Consider the following 15,962-nt stretch of genomic DNA (forward strand, 5'->3'; position numbering starts at 1 on the left):
GTACCCTCGAATGCGAAAGCGAGAAAAGGAGCTCCCCATGTCTGACCCGACCAAGCGAATCCGTCCTACCAACCCCGGACGCCTGGCTGCCCCACGCCAGGCCCAGCAGCTGCCGCCCCTGCCGGTGACACGGGCGCGCATTGGCGAGCGGATGGCCACCGAGGTTTTCCAGGAAATGGGCGAGGGGATGCTCGAGGAGTTGCAGAACTTCCGCCGCGATCTGCACCGCAACCCAGAGATTGGCCTGGATCTGCCGCGCACGCAAAAGAAGGTCTTGGAAGCGCTCGAAGGCCTGCCGCTGGAGATTCACGTGGGTCAGGATCTGAGCTCAGTGGTCGCCGTGCTGCGCGGCGGCCAGCGCGGCGAGCGGCCGGTGTCGGTGCTTTTGCGCGCGGACATGGACGCCCTCGAGGTACGCGAGCAGACCGGCAGCCCGTTTGCCTCGACGAATGGGTATATGCACGCCTGCGGGCACGACCTGCATACCGCCGGACTGGTGGGCGCGGCGCGGATTCTGTGTGAGCATCGGGAGGAGCTGCACGGCGATGTCACGTTTATGTTCCAGCCCGGCGAGGAGGGGCCGGGCGGCGCGTTGCCGATGATTGAAGAGGGCGTGCTCGACGCCGCTGGCCGACGCCCCATTGCCGCCTACGGCCTCCACGTTGGCCCGCAGGACCGCGGTACCTTCCACTATGTGCCAGGCCCGATGATGGCTAGCTCTTCCAACCTGACCATTACGGTGCTGGGCAAGGGCGGGCATGGCTCCCGCCCGCACGATGCTATTGACCCGGTAGCGGCGCTGGCGGAGATTCAAATGTCTTTGCAGACCGCACTGACCCGCCGCTTCGATGCGCTCGAGCCCATCGTTATTACCGTGACTAACCTGTGGGCGGGTGATGGCGCGTATAACGCCATCCCGGAGCGCGCAGCTTTGGGCGCTACGGTGCGCGTGCTGCGGGATGAGAAGATCGACGCCGTGCGGCAGATGATTACGGAGGTCTCCAGCTCCGTCGCTGCTTCGCACCGGTGCACCGCACAGGTGGATTTCGAGGTCTTGTACCCCACCACCAAGACGAATCCGCGGGAAAATCAGTTCGCTGCTACCTTGTGGAGCCAGATGTTTGGCACCGAAAACGTCCAGCCTTTCGATGCCCCGATGATGGCCTCCGAAGACTTCGGCTACGTCCTCGCGCAAGTGCCGGGCACGTTTATGTGGATGGGCACGGCCAATCCAGACAAGCCCGAAAATGAGCGCGAGTGGAACCACTCGCCGATGATGCGCTTTGATGACTCGGTGCTGGGAATGCAGTCCGCGGCACTGGCGGCCGTCGCATTTGAGCGCTTGGCCACCGAAAACGAGCACCCGTCCGCGCAGACGAAGGCCATGCGCGATGCGGCCGGGGTGCAAAAATAATTCATCCCTAGGGATTATGGCCGCTGGCTTAAGCTTTAGGCCATGATCAGAACGAAGTGGAGCACGGCCGGTATCGTTGCCGCTTGTGCGGTGGCGAATTGGCTTATCGGCGTAGTACTGATGAGCATGGATATCGAGGAGTATTCACCGTCGTTTGAGGAGTACGGGCCCTATATCTGTACCGGTTTTGCGGTGGGCGTGGTGACGATTATCGCCCTGCCCTTTGCGTTAGAGCACCAGCCGCGCGAGCTTTCCGACGTCGACTATAGCGGCTCCACCCGTAGCTTCATCGCTGGCTGTATCGTGCTGCTGGGGTCGAGCTCCTATTTTGGTGCGGCTAGTGGAGTCGTGGCTTTCATTTCCATGGTCTCGCGCCGCTCGACTTCGCGCTCGGTGGCCGCAGTGGCGTGCTTCGTGGCGGCGTTTGCGATTGATGCGTTCTTCAACCCCTATATGGCCTGGGACGATATCGGATGGGTTGGTGCCATCTTCGTTGTGGTCGTGATAGTCGCGGGGTTATTGGTAGGCCAAAAGCGCGCCAATCTGCGCGAAAAGCGGTGGCGGGTGGAGCAGCAAGCCCGGATGAATCGCGAAGAGATGCGTGCCAAGGTAGAACGCGCGCGGCGAGAGGAGCGCGAGAATATCGCGCGGGACATGCACGATACGCTCTCGCATCGGCTGAGCCTTGTGGCCATTCATGCGGGTGCGCTGAGCTATCCGCGTGAAGGCGTGCCGGCCGAGTTCACAGACGCAGCGCGCACCATCCGCGCGGAGGCCCAGAACGCGGTAGAAGATTTGCGCACCGTCCTAAGCGCTCTACGTGAAGATCTTTCCCAGGATCCGCGCACCACCTTAGAAGAGCTAGTCGCGGCCGCGCAGGAGGCCGGCACGCAGGTGACCGTGACCTACGCGGACGGTGCCAGCCCGGATGTTTTTACTGGGCTATCCACGATGGCGCAGCACGCCGTGCACCGCGCAGTACAGGAAGGCCTGACCAATGCACGCAAGCACGCCGCTGGCCAGCCGGTGAGCATCACGGTGCGCGAGGTGGCCGGTGAGGTGGGCGTCGAGATGCGCAACCCGCTCCCAGTGGCTAATGCCGAGGAGCGCGCAGGTAGCGGCGTCGGAGGCTACGGGCTGGTGGGCCTGCGCGAGCGCGTGGAGCTATCCGGCGGGCGCATGAATGTCCACGCCGGTGAAGAAGGCGAGGAATTTCGCTGGAGCATCCTGCTACCACTGGCGCATAAGGAGGCCGCGCAATGAGCGAAATGAGTTGGCAGTTGCGCCATCCCGACTACGGGCTTATGCGCATTGACCTAGAAGAAACCAGGACCCGCGAGGGCTGGACAGGAAAATACTTAGATTCTAAGCGCAGCCTTTTTACCTCCACGGTCAACGGCACTACGCGCAAGCTCAGCTACACCGATACCGATGACTCGGCCTATAGCGTGGAATTCCTGCGCGGAAATAGCGATGATAATGCGCCCGAAGACGCAGATCGCATCGCGCTGGTGGAGCGCCGTGGCTATATCGTGCCACAGTTTCGCGGGCAAGGAGCGAGGGTGATGTTTGCGGCGGTGGGGAAGGTGGACGTCGATAAGCGCCTGCATCGGGTGAACCTGTGGACATTGCTTTTGCAGACTGCGCTGACATTCATTGCGGCCACGCTTGTCATCGACTTTTTCCCCAAATTCTTCGAAAAGATAAACGAGATTCTCGTGCCCTCGTTCCTCAACGGCGTAGTGGCAGGCCACGCCACTATAGTGCCGGTAGCGCTGGCGATTCTTGTGGCGCTTACAGTGGCGTATACGCCCGTCGCGTCGCAGCTCTGGCGCGCGCGGTGGAATCAACCAGTGGGAAAGGAAGCATGATGGCCGATGCCCTGCGTGTAGTGCTCGTTGATGACGAAGACCTAGTCCGCAGCGGGCTGCGCCTATTGCTGTCTCATGCGCCCGATATCGAAGTCGTGGCCGAGGCGAGCAATGGCCGGGACGCGGTGGCTACCGTCCTCGATTCGCAGCCCGATGTGGTGTTAATGGATATCCGCATGCCGGTTATGGATGGCATCGCGGCCGTGGAGAAGATTCTGTCGGTCCACGCCGTGCCGATAATCATGCTTACGGCCTTTGATACCGATTCCTTTATCCTGCGAGCCCTGCGCGCCGGGGCGGCCGGGTTCTTGCTCAAGTCAACGCCGCCGGAATCGCTCATGGCGGCCGTGCGTGCGGCCGCAGCGGGGCAACCGCTGTTGAGCCCGCAGGTCGTCGACAAGCTGGTAGGCATGCAAAGCCGCGCGCTTTCCGACGCCCATTCACACCACACCCGCACCGCTCGAACCCGGCTTTCCACTTTGAGCTCGCGCGAGCGGGAAATCGCCGGGCTGGTAGCCCAAGGCTTGAATAATCAAGACATCGCCGACCAACTGGTGGTGTCCATGGCGACGGTGAAATCGCATATGCAGCATATTTTGAAAAAGATCGGCGGTACCAGCCGCGTGCACATCGCCATTATGGTCTTAGAGGCGCGCGGCTAACGCCGGAGAATCCTCCCTGCGGGGGATACCGCGCCGCCGGCGGGTCGACTTAGACTGGTGCGCGTTATGAAGTTATTCCGAAAATCCGACGAGATGCTCCAGCGCCCGCTTTGGCAAAAGCTACTCATCGCTGCGGTGGCATTGATCGGCGATTTTATGGTCGTCGCCGTCCGCCTAAGTTCTTCCGAAGCACCGGAAGATCGGATAGTGTTCTTTTTCGTGGCGACGATAGGCACCTGGATCCTATTGCCCTTTGCCCTGCGCCACGCCGCAGCGGAGCGGGACCCGCGTAGCACCCAGCCTGGCCCGCGCAGCGCGTTGGTAGCCGCAACCATTATTTCGGCGACGGTGTCGATTGCTCGGTTCCGGCCTTCGGTAATGATGGCGGCGTTTTCGGCGGCCTCGCGCCGCAGCCGGTGGTGGATGGCGACGGTATGTGCGGCCATGTTGGTCTCGGAGTTGGTTACTATGGATCTATCTCGAAGCGAAGATCATAGTGCGCCCGGGAAGCTGGGATTCTTACTTGCCCACATCCTCCCAGCAGTAGTGGTTTTAGTGGTCGGGTTGGTTCGCTCGAACCAAAAAGAGCGCACGATTGCGCTGCAGGCGCAGGCGGAGCTCACGCACGAGGAAATGACCACACGGGAGAATTTTGCGCGGCAGGAAGAGCGGGACCGGATTGCGCGGGATATGCACGATACGCTCTCGCATCGGCTGAGCATGATTGCGGTCTATGCCGGCGGGTTGGCCTACCGCAAAGACCTAGATCCGGAAGAGACGCGGCAATCCGCGCGCACGATTCGCGATGAAGCCGAGGCCGCCGTGGGGGATCTGCGTGAGGCGCTGCACTCGCTGCGCAGCGAGGGGCGCATCGATCCGCGCGAGGGCGTGGAATCGCTGGTGGAGCGTTCCCGCCAGGCGGGCATGGAGGTGGAAGTGCGCTACCAGGCGGGCGCGGGGCCGCAATCGCTGGAAGAGCTGAGCACCATGGCCGGTCACGCGCTCAACCGCGCGGTCCAGGAGGGCCTAACCAACGCCCGCAAGCACGCGCCGGGCCAGCCGGTTACCATCACCATCGCCACGCTTGCCGACGCCCTGTCTATCACCATGTCTAACCCCACCGCCCAGACTGGGGAAAAGGCAGGCGTGCACAGTGGTGGGTACGGGATCGTCGGCATGCGCGAGCGCGCTAGTGTGGTGGGCGGATCGCTACAGGTAAACGATGAGGAAGATAGGTTCTCGTGGACTCTGCGCCTGCCGAGGAAGGAAGAAAAGTGAGTGAAATTCGGGTGGTGCTCGTCGACGATGAGCCGCTGCTGCGCCACGGGCTGCGCGTGATCTTGGAAGGCGCGCCGGGCATTAGCGTCATTGGCGAGGCCGGCAACGGCAAGGAAGGAGTGGAGCTCATCCTGGCCGAGGAGCCGGACGTGGTGCTGATGGATATCCGCATGCCGGTTATGGACGGCATCGAGGCGACGGCGCAGCTGCACTCGCTCGCCGGCGCGCGTGATATTCCGGTGGTGATGCTCACTGCTTTTGATACCGACGAGTTCATCCTGCACGCCCTGCGCGCTGGGGCAGTGGGATTCTTGTTGAAGACGACGGCGCCGGAGGCGCTGGTGGCGTCGGTAAGAGCGGCGGCCCAAGGCCAGCAACAGCTCAGCCCGAAGGTGCTAGAAAACCTGGTGGGGCTGGCGGCCACGCCGCCGCAGCCGGAACAAGAGATGATTCAACCCAGCGGGCTGGCCGAGCTGAGCGAGCGCGAAAATGAAATCGCCCAGCTGGTGGCCCAAGGACTGAGCAACGCCGAGATTGCCGAGCAGCTTTTCATCTCGCTGACCACGGTCAAGACGCACATGAAGCACATCCTGGCCAAGATCGATGGCACCAACCGGGTGCACATCGCGATTGCGGTTCTCGGCGGTTAGGCGTGGCTGGGCTGGGCCGCTAGGGCCGGCGGAAAATGGCGGAGGCTAGGCCCACCAGCGCGATGACGCCGACGATAAGGGAGGCCACCGGCCAGTACTGCGGGAAGTACTTGAGCGTGTAGCCGAATACTTGGCCGTCATCGAACTGCTGCCATAGCGCGAAGGGCATCCACCACAGCTTGGTTAGCGCCAGGATCGCACCCACCAGGCCGGTGGCAACCCGCGCGCCACCGCGCAGGAAGAAGCTCGCCGCGACCAGCAGTACGCCTGCAATGGTCAGGGCGAATAGGAGGGGAGTTTCGGTGCCCAGCGGAGAGCCGCGCAGCAGGAACTCGTGGTCGATTGCGTGTTGCTCGATGAGGGTATATCCATCGAGGACAACGTCGTCTGGGATTCCCATAGGTTAATTCTCCTTAGTTGTGCCCGGAGCGGCTGGGGCGCCTGAGGTGGCATAGGGAAGGCCGACGGAAACGCGGAAATCTGCCACCCTAGAACCGGGTTGTACGTCAATTATAGACAAATCTGTCTTAGAGGGCGTAGTCTGAGGCCCTTGACTCGATACAAGGAGACAGTGTGATTATTACCGGACTTCTCACCGGCATCGTCTTCGGTGCTGTGCTGCAGCGCGGGCGCTTCTGCGTGACCGGCATGCTGCGCGATATTTTCCTCAATAAGACCTGGCGCGGTTTTACCGCTCTGCTCATTTTGATCTCGGTCCATGCCTTTGGCCTTACCCTGTTGGCCGGCGCTGACGTGCTCTCTCCGGAGATTGCTGATTTCAAACCGGTAGCCGTTATTGTGGGTGGTTTCATCTTTGGCCTTGGCATCATCTTGTCTGGCGGCTGCGCCTCCGGAACGTGGTACCGATCCGCTGAGGGCCTAGTCGGCTCGTGGATTGCGCTGCTGTTTTATGGGCTGTCAGCCGCCGCGATGAAATCGGGCCCGTTGGCCGGGGCGAATGATTGGTTCAAGCAGTGGAGCCTGCCGGTAACCACCATCCACGACGCGCTGCATATCTCGCCGTGGATTCTCGTGGCTGTGCTGTGGGGCGTGACCTTTATGCTGTGTCGCCACTACCGCGCCAAGGATGCCGGGCGCCCGAAGGTGGACTTGGGCCAGCCGTGGTACGCCAAGCCGTTGAATATGAATATCGCGGCGGTTGCTGTTGGCATCATCGGCACGGTGGGTTTCGTGCTCTCTGCCGACGCCGGCCGCAATGGTGGGCTCGGCATTACCACGCCGACTGCGGATATCGTGCGCTGGGCCGCCACCGGTGATTCCGTGCGCATGAATTGGGGCACCCTGTTGGTCATCGGCCTTCTGGTGGGTGCTTTCATTGCCGCGAAGTCCGCCGGCGAGTTCCGCGTGCGCGTTCCGGATGCACAGACTGCAACCCGCGCTATTTGGGGTGGCATCATGATGGGTGTGGGTGCTTCGCTGGCTGGCGGTTGCACCGTGGGCAACGGCATGGTGGAGACCTCCTTGTTTAGCTTCCAGGGCTGGGTATCGTTGTTCTTTATGGCACTCGGCGTGGGTGCGGGCGCACGCCTATGGCTCAAGCCGAAGAAGGCGCAGGGCCACCAGTCACGGCAGCCGCAGACCTACTCCACCGAGGAGTCCGTGGATAACTCGGCGGTCTCCGCCGAGGAGAAGGTGCTGCCGAGCTTTGCCTCTGCCACCGGGGCAGTGGCGCTCAAGACCAAACCGCAGGCCAAGGAAAAGGCCCGTGCTCTAGGCGGTGGGCGCTACGCGCTGGATACCCTCGGTGCAGTCTGCCCGTTCCCCTTGATTGAGGCCAAGCAGGTCATGGCGGAGCTAGAGCCTGGTGAGGCGCTGGTCATTGATTTTGACTGCACCCAGGCCACCGACTCGATTCCGCAGTGGGCGGCCGATGAAGGCCATGAGATTCGTGATTTCCATCGCGCGGGCGATGCCGGCTGGCAGGTCACGGTAGTCAAGGGCGGCTAATTACATCATTGTCAGCTACTATGTGGAGACAGAAGAATCGCGCGTGATTCTTCTGCCTCCTTTGTGGTTTGAAAGAAGTTATCTCATGCCCGAGTTTGATGATAATTCCACCGCCGTTGCGGATATTTTGCATGCCTTCGCCGTCTTTGAACGCGAGGAAGAGCACGTGCTGGACGCGGAACTGCGCCTTAGCGTGTATGCCAGCTAGACCATGATTCGCGTCTTTTCCGCGCTGCTGCCTTCTGCCGCCGCGCGCGAGCATATGGTACATACGCTTAGGCCCATCCATGCGGCAACTACCAACGAGTTGCGCTGGACGGATCCGGATAATTGGCATGTGACCATGGCCTTTTATGGCGACCAGCCCAATGATGCGGCGGCCGTGCGCGAGCACCTCGCCCACGCGGTGGCTGGGCGCTCGGCGTTGGATGTGCATGTGAGCGGAGCGGGAAGTTTTGAGCAGCGCACCCTGTGGTTGGGCGTCGGTGGCCAGGCGCGGGGTGTGCGGGAGTTGATGGCGGATTGCCAGCTTGCCGACGTCGCCTTTCATCACCACCGTCCCCACCTGACCGTCGCGCGCGCCGGCCGGCGTACCCGTGATCCGTGGGTACTGGGGGATGTCGTGCGCGCGTTGTCGGTGTACCGAGGGCCGGACTTTTGTGCGGACCGGGTATGCCTTATGCAATCGCACCTGGGCGAGGGCCGCGGCGGCGGGCCGCGCTACGAAGTAATTGAGGAATACCCCCTAGTCTAGGCGGCGCGGGCGGCACGGATTTCCCGCACGAGGGCATCGAGCTCTTCGCGGGTGGCGGTGCGGTCCGGGTGAGTGGTGCAAAAATCCAAAAGGAAATAGCCGGCGTGCTGCAGCGCGATGTGGCGGGCCCAGAATTGGCGCACGGCTTCTGGGTTATCGGCGGCGAGGGATTGGATGGCGCGGCGCTCGGAAAGCAGCTCGTACTGTAGGTCACGGCGTGCGGACAATACGGAATCTGGGGTATTGACAAAGAGCAGTCCGAGCAGGGTAGCCATGGACTCCATCGCACGGACCTGCAGGCGGGCCTGATTGCGTACTGGGGCGCTGCGCTGCCATAGCCACAGCACCGCGGTGGCTATGAGGATGGACAAGAGGATCTCGCCGCAGCGAGCTTGAATAGTGGGCAACAGAGGACGGGTGGCCGAGTTGCCCATGAGAAGAGCGAGCGGGGTGGAGAAGATAACGCAGATGGCGTAGTTCTTCGCCACGAAGATTTCGGCACAGAATTGGCAGGCAGCCAACGCCAGCAGCAACGTCCAGCCATTAATACCGAAGTAGTGAAGGATGGAAAATAGCAGCACGCCCACTACAGAGCCGAGCATGCGGTGGATGCCGCGGACGGTGCCCGGCACATGGTCGGGTCCCCATTGCAGCATGAGGAAGGCAGAGACCACGCCCCAGTCCGGCCGGTCGAAGCCGAGGCTAAGGCCCACGAGCACGGTAATGATCGCCGAAAGAACCACCTTTTGGGTAGTGACCATGGCATGCGAATCCCGCACCGCGGCGCGGTAAAGCCGGTACCGGCCGGTGGGCCGGGTATGGGGGATAGCGGTGCGATTCGGGTCGACGTCGGTGACATGATCGGTAAGCTGGTCCGAATCGGAGTCGAGGTCAAGGGCGCGGTTATGTGCCACGATGGTGTGCTGGGCAGCAAGGGTGCGCTCTACTAGGTGGGCTCCTTGGGAGTCGATGATGCGGCCACCGCGGATAATGTGGGCGTCGGAAAGCGCCTGCCAAGCAGCAAAAAGTGCGGTTTGTGCTTGGTGGTGGCGGGCGAGTGAATCATCCTGTCCGGCCTGGAAGGCAGACGCGGCCTTTTCCAGGCTGGCTACGGCGCGGCGCTCAGGGCCGTGCGGGTCAAAAAGGGCCGGGGCCATGCCGAGGATCAAGCTGGCCACCATGCCCGTCAGCGCCCAAAAGAGCAGCTGGCCCACGGTGACATCGGTGCGGGCGAGCATGACCGAGCCGCCGCCGACCATGACGAGGAAGAAGGTGCCCGGTGGCGGCAGGCGCAGCGCATTTTGGGCAAAGCCACAACCGGCGGCCAATGCCGTGGAGTAGAGGCCTGCGAGTAGGAGCCACCAATGGCCGTGGCCGGGCGCAAAGATAAGATGGCCTACCAACACGCCGACGGCGGCGACGGTAATGAGCGCGGTGCCGGCGGTGAGCATGACGCGCGGGCGGGTGCGATAGGGCTGTCCCTCGCCAAAGATGACGGTAAACGCGCCGGTGGAAATGAGCAGGATAGCGTAGTCGTGGCCGGTAAGCAGCGCAATGGCGCCGGGCAGGAGAATCGCCAATCCCGCGCGCAGTGCACCAGGCCAGCGCACCGAGGCGCTATTAAATGCGGTGAGTAGCTGGGTGGTGCTAGGGCGCTGCGGGATGGGATAGTCAAGCTGGGCGGCCACGGAGCAGCAGGATCCTTTCTAAGTGGAGTTATCTGACCCGACTACCTTACGCCCACCAGCACCCGCTTCACATTTCGGCGGCCGCGATAAGCCGACGCGTGTAGTCCGTGCTGGGGGAGGACCATACGGCCTCGGTAGGGCCGTGCTCGATGAGCCGGCCGCGGTCGAGGACGGCGACACTATCGCATAGGTGGCGTACCACCGCAAGGTCGTGGGTGACAAAGAGTAAGGTGAGCTCTCGCTTGTCGATGATCTCTGCCAGTAGCTCCAAAACCTGCGCGCGCACGGACATATCAAGGGCCGAGACTGCTTCATCGGCCAGCAGGATATCTGGCTCGCCGCACAGCGCGCGGGCAATGGAAATGCGCTGGCGCTGGCCACCAGAAAACTCGTGCGGGAAGCGGTCGAGGCTATCGGTCGGAAGCCCGACCTCCTCGAGCGCGGCCGCGGCGCGGGAGCGCTTTTCGGCTTTGTTTGGGTTGCCCGGCATGGCCTCTGCGATGGATTTCCAGATCTTTAGCCGCGGGTTGAGAGAGCCCTGCGGATCTTGGAAGACCATCTGCACTCGGCCACGGACGGTGACCTCGCCGCTTGTCGGCTGGTCGAGTCCGGCAATGAGCTTGAGCAGGCTGGTCTTTCCCGATCCGGAGCCACCCACAATGCCGAGGCGCTCGCCGTGGTGCACGCGCAAGTCGATGCCGTCGAGTGCGGCGTGAGTGCCGTGCACCTTGCTAACCCCTTCGAGCGTGACCAGGGAATCTTCCGCTGCGGCCGGGGCAAGGCTCATCTCTGGCAGCTGGGAGGAATCGATGAGCTCGCGGGTATAGGGATGCTCGGGCTGGGCAAGAATCCGCTCGGTAGGGCCAGACTCCACCACTGCGCCGTGGTGCATTACCACAACGCGGGGACACATGCGGCGGATGACTCCCAAGTCATGGGTGATGAAGATCAGCGCGATGCCGCGAGCCTTGGTCACGCGCTCGATGACGCGCAACACGCCATCCTGCGTGGTGGCATCCAGTGCGGTGGTCGGTTCATCGCAGATGAGCAGATCGGGGTGCCCGGCCATGGCCATGGCAATGAGCACGCGCTGGCGCTGACCGCCGGAGAGCTGGTGCGGGAAGCGGGAGGCAATGCCGGCATCAAGCTCCACCTCTTCGAGAGCGGTTGCGGCATCGCGCACCCCGGCGTGGGCCAGCTGCTTGCCCACGCGCATAAGCGGATCCAGCGCGCTCATCGGTTCTTGGAAGACCATGGCCATGGTCTTCCCGCGCAACGGGCGGATACGGGCATCGCGTGCGCCTATCACCTCGTGGCCATCTACGGTGACGGAGCCGCTTGCGCGTACTCCATCGGGCAAAAGACCCATAATGGATAGCGCCGTGAGCGATTTGCCGGAGCCGGATTCACCAATAATGCCGAGCTTCTCGCCGGCCGCGAGCTCGAAGTTAAGCGGCCCCAAAAGGGCAGTGGTGGATCCGGCGGCGGTGACCGCCAGGTTATCTACTTTGAGCAGGCTCATCGCGCGGATCCTTTCAGGCGGGGATCGAGGAGGTCACGGAGGGCGTCGCCTAGCAGGTTAAAGCCCAGCACTGTCGCCGCAATGGCCAGGCCGGGCCAGAAGGCCTGCAGGGGAGCGGTGCCCAGAAGCGACTGGGAATCTTGCAGCATCCGGCCCCACGAGGCAGCCGGTGGGGCGGTGCCTAAGCCCAGATAGGACAGGCCGGCCTCGGCCAGGATGGCAAGCGCGAAATATACCGAGGCCTGCACGATGAGCAGACCGGCAAGATTAGGCAAAATATGGCGCCCCGCCACCTTCCAGCCTGGCACTGCGGAGATGCGCGCGGAGGAAATATAGTCCTGCGTGATGACCTGCAGCGTGCCCGAGCGCGCTACGCGGGCAAAGGAGGGAATGCCGGCGATGCCGATGGCAATCATGGCCGTCAGCGTTGAGGGGCCCCATACCGCGCCGGCAATGATCGCCAACAGTAGCGCGGGGAAGGCAAGCAACAAATCTGCACCCCGCATCACTAACGCATCGGCCCACGTGCCGCGGCGCATGCCAGCGAGGATGCCGAGCGGCACGCCGACCACGGCAGCAATTCCCACCGCCACTAGGCCGACGAAGACCGTAATCTGGGCACCTGCCATGATGCGGGAAGCGGTATCGCGGCCGAAGCGGTCCGTACCGAGGAGATGCTCGACACTGGGGCCGGCAAGGCTCACATCCGGGTGCGCGAGAGTAGGGTCATACGGCGTCCACACCAGCGAAATCACTGCCACCAGCACCGTGGCGGCGACGAGGATGGCTCCCAGCCAACCAGAAAAACGCAGCTTCATTATTTATCACCTGCCGTGATGCGCGGATCGATGAATCGGTAGGCCACATCCGTGAGGACATTGACCACCAAGGCGAAGGCGACGAGGAGCATGACCAAGGTCTGCACCGTGGTCAGATCGCGCACCGCCACCGCATCTAGCAGCATCGAACCTATGCCGGGGATGACAAAGACGGACTCAATTACTACGGCGCCCACGACCATCGTGGTTAGCTGTACGCCGGCCACGGTAAGCACGGGCAGCGTCGCATTGCGCAGGCCGTGGCGCTTTAGCGCCTGCCACGGGGACTGGCCCAGTGCACGGGCGGTACGGATATAGTCCTGATGCAGTACATCGAGCACAGCCGAGCGCACATAGCGTGTCAGCATCGCACCTTGCACCACGGCCAGCGCAATGACCGGCAAGATGAGGTGGCGAATAAACTCGCCTGCGCCCTGGTTTGGCGGCACCCAACCATTGGCCGGCAGCCAGCCTAGGTGAACGGCAAAGATGGCCACCAAGATGATGCCGAGCAGGAAGCTGGGCACCGCAATGCCCAGCTGCGTACCGGCAGAAACCACATCCGCGCCGCGGGTACGGTTGCGCAGTGCCAACCACATTCCCACCGGGATTGCCCCGGCCAGCGCGAGCAGCATCGCTAAACCAATCAGGATGAGCGTGACCTGGGCGCGGTCTAGTACCAGCGGCGTAATATCTTGTTGCGAGGACAATGACTGCCCAAAGCTGCCGGTAAATAGGCCTTTTATCCACTCCCAATATTGCGTGAGCAGCGGGCGATCCAGGCCCAGCTCAGAGCTGAGCTTGCCGACGGCCTCTTCGGTCGCATTCACTCCCAGCGCCACCCGCGCCGGGTTGCCTGGCACCGCGCGCATGAGCGCGAAGATGATGATGGAGGCGGCAAAGAGCGTTAATGCAAAGCGCAGCAGCGGGCGCACGATGGCGCGCCCAGTAAGGCGAAGGGAAGTCATCGTGCCTCCTTTTCGGTGGTCACTGCGGAGCTGAGATCGCGCAAGATCAGCGCGTCCGTGACCTGATCAGGGTGCAGCCCGCGCACGCCTGTGCGGGTGAGCACGATATTTGGCATATTCATCAAGGTCAGCGCGCCGGCATCAGCCATGATCTGATCCACGGCTTGTGCCATGAGCTGGGGATAGTCCTGCTCGGGCGCGGAGTCGGCTTGGGCCAAAAGCTCGCGGGTGCGCGGCGAATCGTAGTTGAGGTAATAGTCCGGATCGCCGAATAGGGTTGGCACATCGCGCGGTTCTACGTGGGAGATGAGCGACATTTGATAGTCTTTGGCGCCCATGACCTGGCCCAACCATACGGCTGGGAACTCGGCGGATTCCAGCTTCACCTTAAAGCCAACTTCGGTGAGTTGCGAGTACAGCAGCTCGGCGACGGTCTGGGCATAGGGCAGCGTCGGTGTAGTCAGCGTGATTTCGGCCCCTTCTGCGCCGGCCTCTTCGAGCAACTGGCGGGCCTTATCCGGATTGTAGTCGTAGTAGCGCTTGCCTTGGAACCATGGATCTGTAGGTGGGATTGGTGCACCACCGGTGTCTTTGGCTAGGCCATTCCACAAAATGTCATTGGCCGCCTTGCGGTCGACGGCATAGGCGACTGCCTGGCGCACGCGCGGATCATCAAAGGGAGCCCGGGCATTATTCATGGATAGCAACACCTCACCATTGGTGGTGCCGACCTCGGTAGCGATGCCGTCCTTGACGTCGTCGAGAAGCTCCGGGTTTTGCACACCCCAGACCACATCCACGCCGCCGGCCTGCAGGGCATTGACCGAGGAGATGGTGTCTGGGAAATAGCGAACGGTGACATCGTGCGCGGCGGGCTTTCCCCAATAATTTTTGCGGACCTTGAGCTCCACAAATTCCGAAGGCGCAAAGCGGGACACCTCAAAGGGCCCGGTACCCACCGGTTGGGCGGCGAGGTTATCCATGCCATTAGGCGTCATCATCGCGCCGGTGGCCGTGCCCATGGACCAGAGCCAGCCATTCGACGGCTGTTTCAGGCGCACCTTTAGTGTGTGTTCATCGGTGGCCGTGGCTTTTTCTACCGGATCCATGGCTGCTGAGATGCCATTGGTCCATTTCTCGCGAACGTAATCAATGGAAAAGGCCGCGGTCTCGGCGGTAAAAGCATCGCCATTGGAAAAGGTGACACCTTTGCGCAGATGGAAGGTATAGCTGCGGGCATCGTCGCTGATCTCCCACGAGGTGGCGAGCCCTGGGGTGATAGAACCATTCTCATCGATGCGCACGAGAGTTTCGTAGACATTGTCCATGAGTACGGCGGGGATGGCAGCACCACCGGTAGTGGTGAAATCTAGGGAAGTGGCCGCCGAGGTGGAGGCTACGGTAAGGGAAGCAGAAGCGGAGTCGCTATCTGCTTGGGAGGTATCAACCACCGCGGTATGGCCTGCAGAGCACGCTGATACGGTTCCGACAGCGGCCGCCATGGCGAGGCTACCCAGCGCCCTGCCGGCGCGAAATCTTCTCATAGGAAGCAGGGTAGCCGGTGGGGATAGCTGCCGTGAAACTTATGCAAAATTTCCAGGTGTGGGGATAACTTCTAGGGGTGAAACACCCCCACGTACGTTATTCATAGCCAGCTTCATGCGGTCCGCGCGATAGAGGTATACCGCCAATTCCACCGGTTCGCCGGAGTGGTTGGATATTTCCATCTGGAGCCGCCACAGTGGGGTGCCAGTGGCCACTTCAAGTGCCTCGGCATCCTCAGCCGTGGCTTCTTCCAATGTGAGTTCGCGGCGCACATTATCAAAGTCCACGCCGCATTCGCGCAGGTGCGCATGAATAGAGCCGCCATCCGCGTCGAAGTCCAGGATGTGCTTTCCCACCACCATGGGGAAATACATGCGCTCGATGGCAATGGGGTGGTCCTCGGTATAGCGCACGCGATGGACAAAGACCACATTTTGTTCTGGGTCAACACGCAGAAAACGGGTAATTTCCCGCGGGGCGCGGCGGCGAGCTAGCCACAGGGTGTGCTGTTGGGGATCCGCGTCATATTCGCTGAGCCAGCTGGAGATGGAATAGATGGATTCAAAAAGCTCTGCCTGGGTAGAGGCTAAAACGGTGGAGCGGCGCCCCCGGCCGGAGGAAACCAGCCCTTTGGCCCGCAAAGCCGCAACTGCTTGGCGCACGGGTCCGCGGGAAGAAGAAAACTTCTCGCATAAATCTGCTTCACTAGGCAGAAAATCGCCTGGTTGCAGCACGCCAGAGCTGATCTGCTCTCGCAGGTAATCAGCGATCTTTCTATGCTGCTGTTTATCGCGTGGGCTCATTCAACCTTTGTCCTTAGTCTC

16 protein-coding genes are annotated in these 15,962 nt (G+C 62.1%); 9 read left to right on the forward strand and 7 right to left on the reverse strand.

The window, feature by feature from the left end; translation table 11 throughout:
* The first annotated feature begins 37 nt into the window (after positions 1 to 37).
* From WMP97_RS02585 to WMP97_RS02610, 6 genes are all read left to right on the forward strand, one after another.
* Positions 38 to 1,414: a M20 metallopeptidase family protein gene (locus WMP97_RS02585; protein ID WP_023020965.1), complete on the forward strand. Its 1,377-nt coding sequence runs from the start codon at positions 38 to 40 to the stop codon at positions 1,412 to 1,414.
* A gap of 42 nt (positions 1,415 to 1,456) precedes the next feature.
* Positions 1,457 to 2,677, forward strand: a complete 1,221-nt coding sequence (locus WMP97_RS02590; RefSeq protein WP_340439721.1) for a sensor histidine kinase — start codon at positions 1,457 to 1,459, stop codon at positions 2,675 to 2,677.
* Positions 2,674 to 3,285 carry a hypothetical protein gene (locus tag WMP97_RS02595; RefSeq protein WP_340439722.1) on the forward strand — a complete coding sequence of 204 codons (612 nt, stop codon included), beginning with the start codon at positions 2,674 to 2,676 and terminating at the stop codon, positions 3,283 to 3,285. Before WMP97_RS02590 ends, WMP97_RS02595 begins: the two co-directional genes overlap by 4 nt.
* Positions 3,282 to 3,947, forward strand: coding sequence for a response regulator transcription factor (locus tag WMP97_RS02600; protein WP_340439723.1), 666 nt, complete (start codon positions 3,282 to 3,284; stop codon positions 3,945 to 3,947). The genes WMP97_RS02595 and WMP97_RS02600 overlap by 4 nt, the downstream gene beginning before the upstream one ends.
* Positions 3,948 to 4,013: 66 nt before the next feature.
* The gene (locus WMP97_RS02605; RefSeq protein WP_340439724.1) at positions 4,014 to 5,225 is read left to right on the forward strand and encodes a sensor histidine kinase; all 1,212 of its coding nucleotides are present in this window, start codon (positions 4,014 to 4,016) and stop codon (positions 5,223 to 5,225) included.
* Positions 5,222 to 5,875 (forward strand): response regulator transcription factor, encoded by a 654-nt coding sequence (locus WMP97_RS02610; protein WP_340439725.1) that lies wholly within the window; start codon positions 5,222 to 5,224, stop codon positions 5,873 to 5,875. The genes WMP97_RS02605 and WMP97_RS02610 overlap by 4 nt, the downstream gene beginning before the upstream one ends.
* Positions 5,876 to 5,894: 19 nt before the next feature.
* On the opposite strand, the gene WMP97_RS02615 is transcribed toward WMP97_RS02610, so the two are convergent.
* Positions 5,895 to 6,275, reverse strand: coding sequence for a hypothetical protein (locus tag WMP97_RS02615; RefSeq protein ID WP_340439726.1), 381 nt, complete (start codon positions 6,273 to 6,275; stop codon positions 5,895 to 5,897).
* A gap of 173 nt (positions 6,276 to 6,448) precedes the next feature.
* Here WMP97_RS02615 and WMP97_RS02620 point away from each other — a divergent pair, with 173 nt between their 5' ends.
* From WMP97_RS02620 to thpR, 3 genes are all read left to right on the forward strand, one after another.
* Positions 6,449 to 7,843, forward strand: a complete 1,395-nt coding sequence (locus WMP97_RS02620) for a YeeE/YedE thiosulfate transporter family protein (RefSeq protein WP_239207893.1) — start codon at positions 6,449 to 6,451, stop codon at positions 7,841 to 7,843.
* An 85-nt stretch (positions 7,844 to 7,928) separates the two neighbouring features.
* Complete coding sequence (locus WMP97_RS02625) at positions 7,929 to 8,051, forward strand: hypothetical protein (protein ID WP_275042107.1); 123 nt, start codon at positions 7,929 to 7,931, stop codon at positions 8,049 to 8,051.
* 3 nt (positions 8,052 to 8,054) lie between these two features.
* Entirely contained in the window at positions 8,055 to 8,597 is a 543-nt protein-coding gene (thpR, locus tag WMP97_RS02630; protein ID WP_340439727.1) for an RNA 2',3'-cyclic phosphodiesterase, read from the forward strand.
* Here the strand turns inward: thpR and WMP97_RS02635 are convergent.
* From WMP97_RS02635 to WMP97_RS02660, 6 genes are all read right to left on the reverse strand, one after another.
* Complete coding sequence (locus tag WMP97_RS02635) at positions 8,594 to 10,285, reverse strand: FUSC family protein (protein ID WP_340439728.1); 1,692 nt, start codon at positions 10,283 to 10,285, stop codon at positions 8,594 to 8,596. The genes thpR and WMP97_RS02635 overlap by 4 nt on opposite strands.
* Before the next feature lie 67 nt (positions 10,286 to 10,352).
* Positions 10,353 to 11,807, reverse strand: coding sequence for an ABC transporter ATP-binding protein (locus WMP97_RS02640; RefSeq protein ID WP_340439729.1), 1,455 nt, complete (start codon positions 11,805 to 11,807; stop codon positions 10,353 to 10,355).
* On the reverse strand, positions 11,804 to 12,625 hold the full coding sequence (locus WMP97_RS02645) for an ABC transporter permease (RefSeq protein ID WP_340439730.1): 822 nt from the start codon (positions 12,623 to 12,625) through the stop codon (positions 11,804 to 11,806). The genes WMP97_RS02640 and WMP97_RS02645 overlap by 4 nt, the downstream gene beginning before the upstream one ends.
* Positions 12,625 to 13,593, reverse strand: coding sequence for an ABC transporter permease (locus tag WMP97_RS02650; RefSeq protein WP_340439731.1), 969 nt, complete (start codon positions 13,591 to 13,593; stop codon positions 12,625 to 12,627). Before WMP97_RS02650 ends, WMP97_RS02645 begins: the two co-directional genes overlap by 1 nt.
* Positions 13,590 to 15,137, reverse strand: a complete 1,548-nt coding sequence (locus WMP97_RS02655; RefSeq protein WP_340439732.1) for an ABC transporter substrate-binding protein — start codon at positions 15,135 to 15,137, stop codon at positions 13,590 to 13,592. The genes WMP97_RS02650 and WMP97_RS02655 overlap by 4 nt, the downstream gene beginning before the upstream one ends.
* 39 nt (positions 15,138 to 15,176) lie before the next feature.
* Positions 15,177 to 15,941: a GntR family transcriptional regulator gene (locus WMP97_RS02660; RefSeq protein ID WP_316349229.1), complete on the reverse strand. Its 765-nt coding sequence runs from the start codon at positions 15,939 to 15,941 to the stop codon at positions 15,177 to 15,179.
* Positions 15,942 to 15,962 lie beyond the last annotated feature (21 nt).

This window comes from Corynebacterium sp. KPL4072 (assembly GCF_037908395.1).
In the GTDB taxonomy this organism is placed as follows: Bacteria; Actinomycetota; Actinomycetes; order Mycobacteriales; family Mycobacteriaceae; genus Corynebacterium; species Corynebacterium kefirresidentii.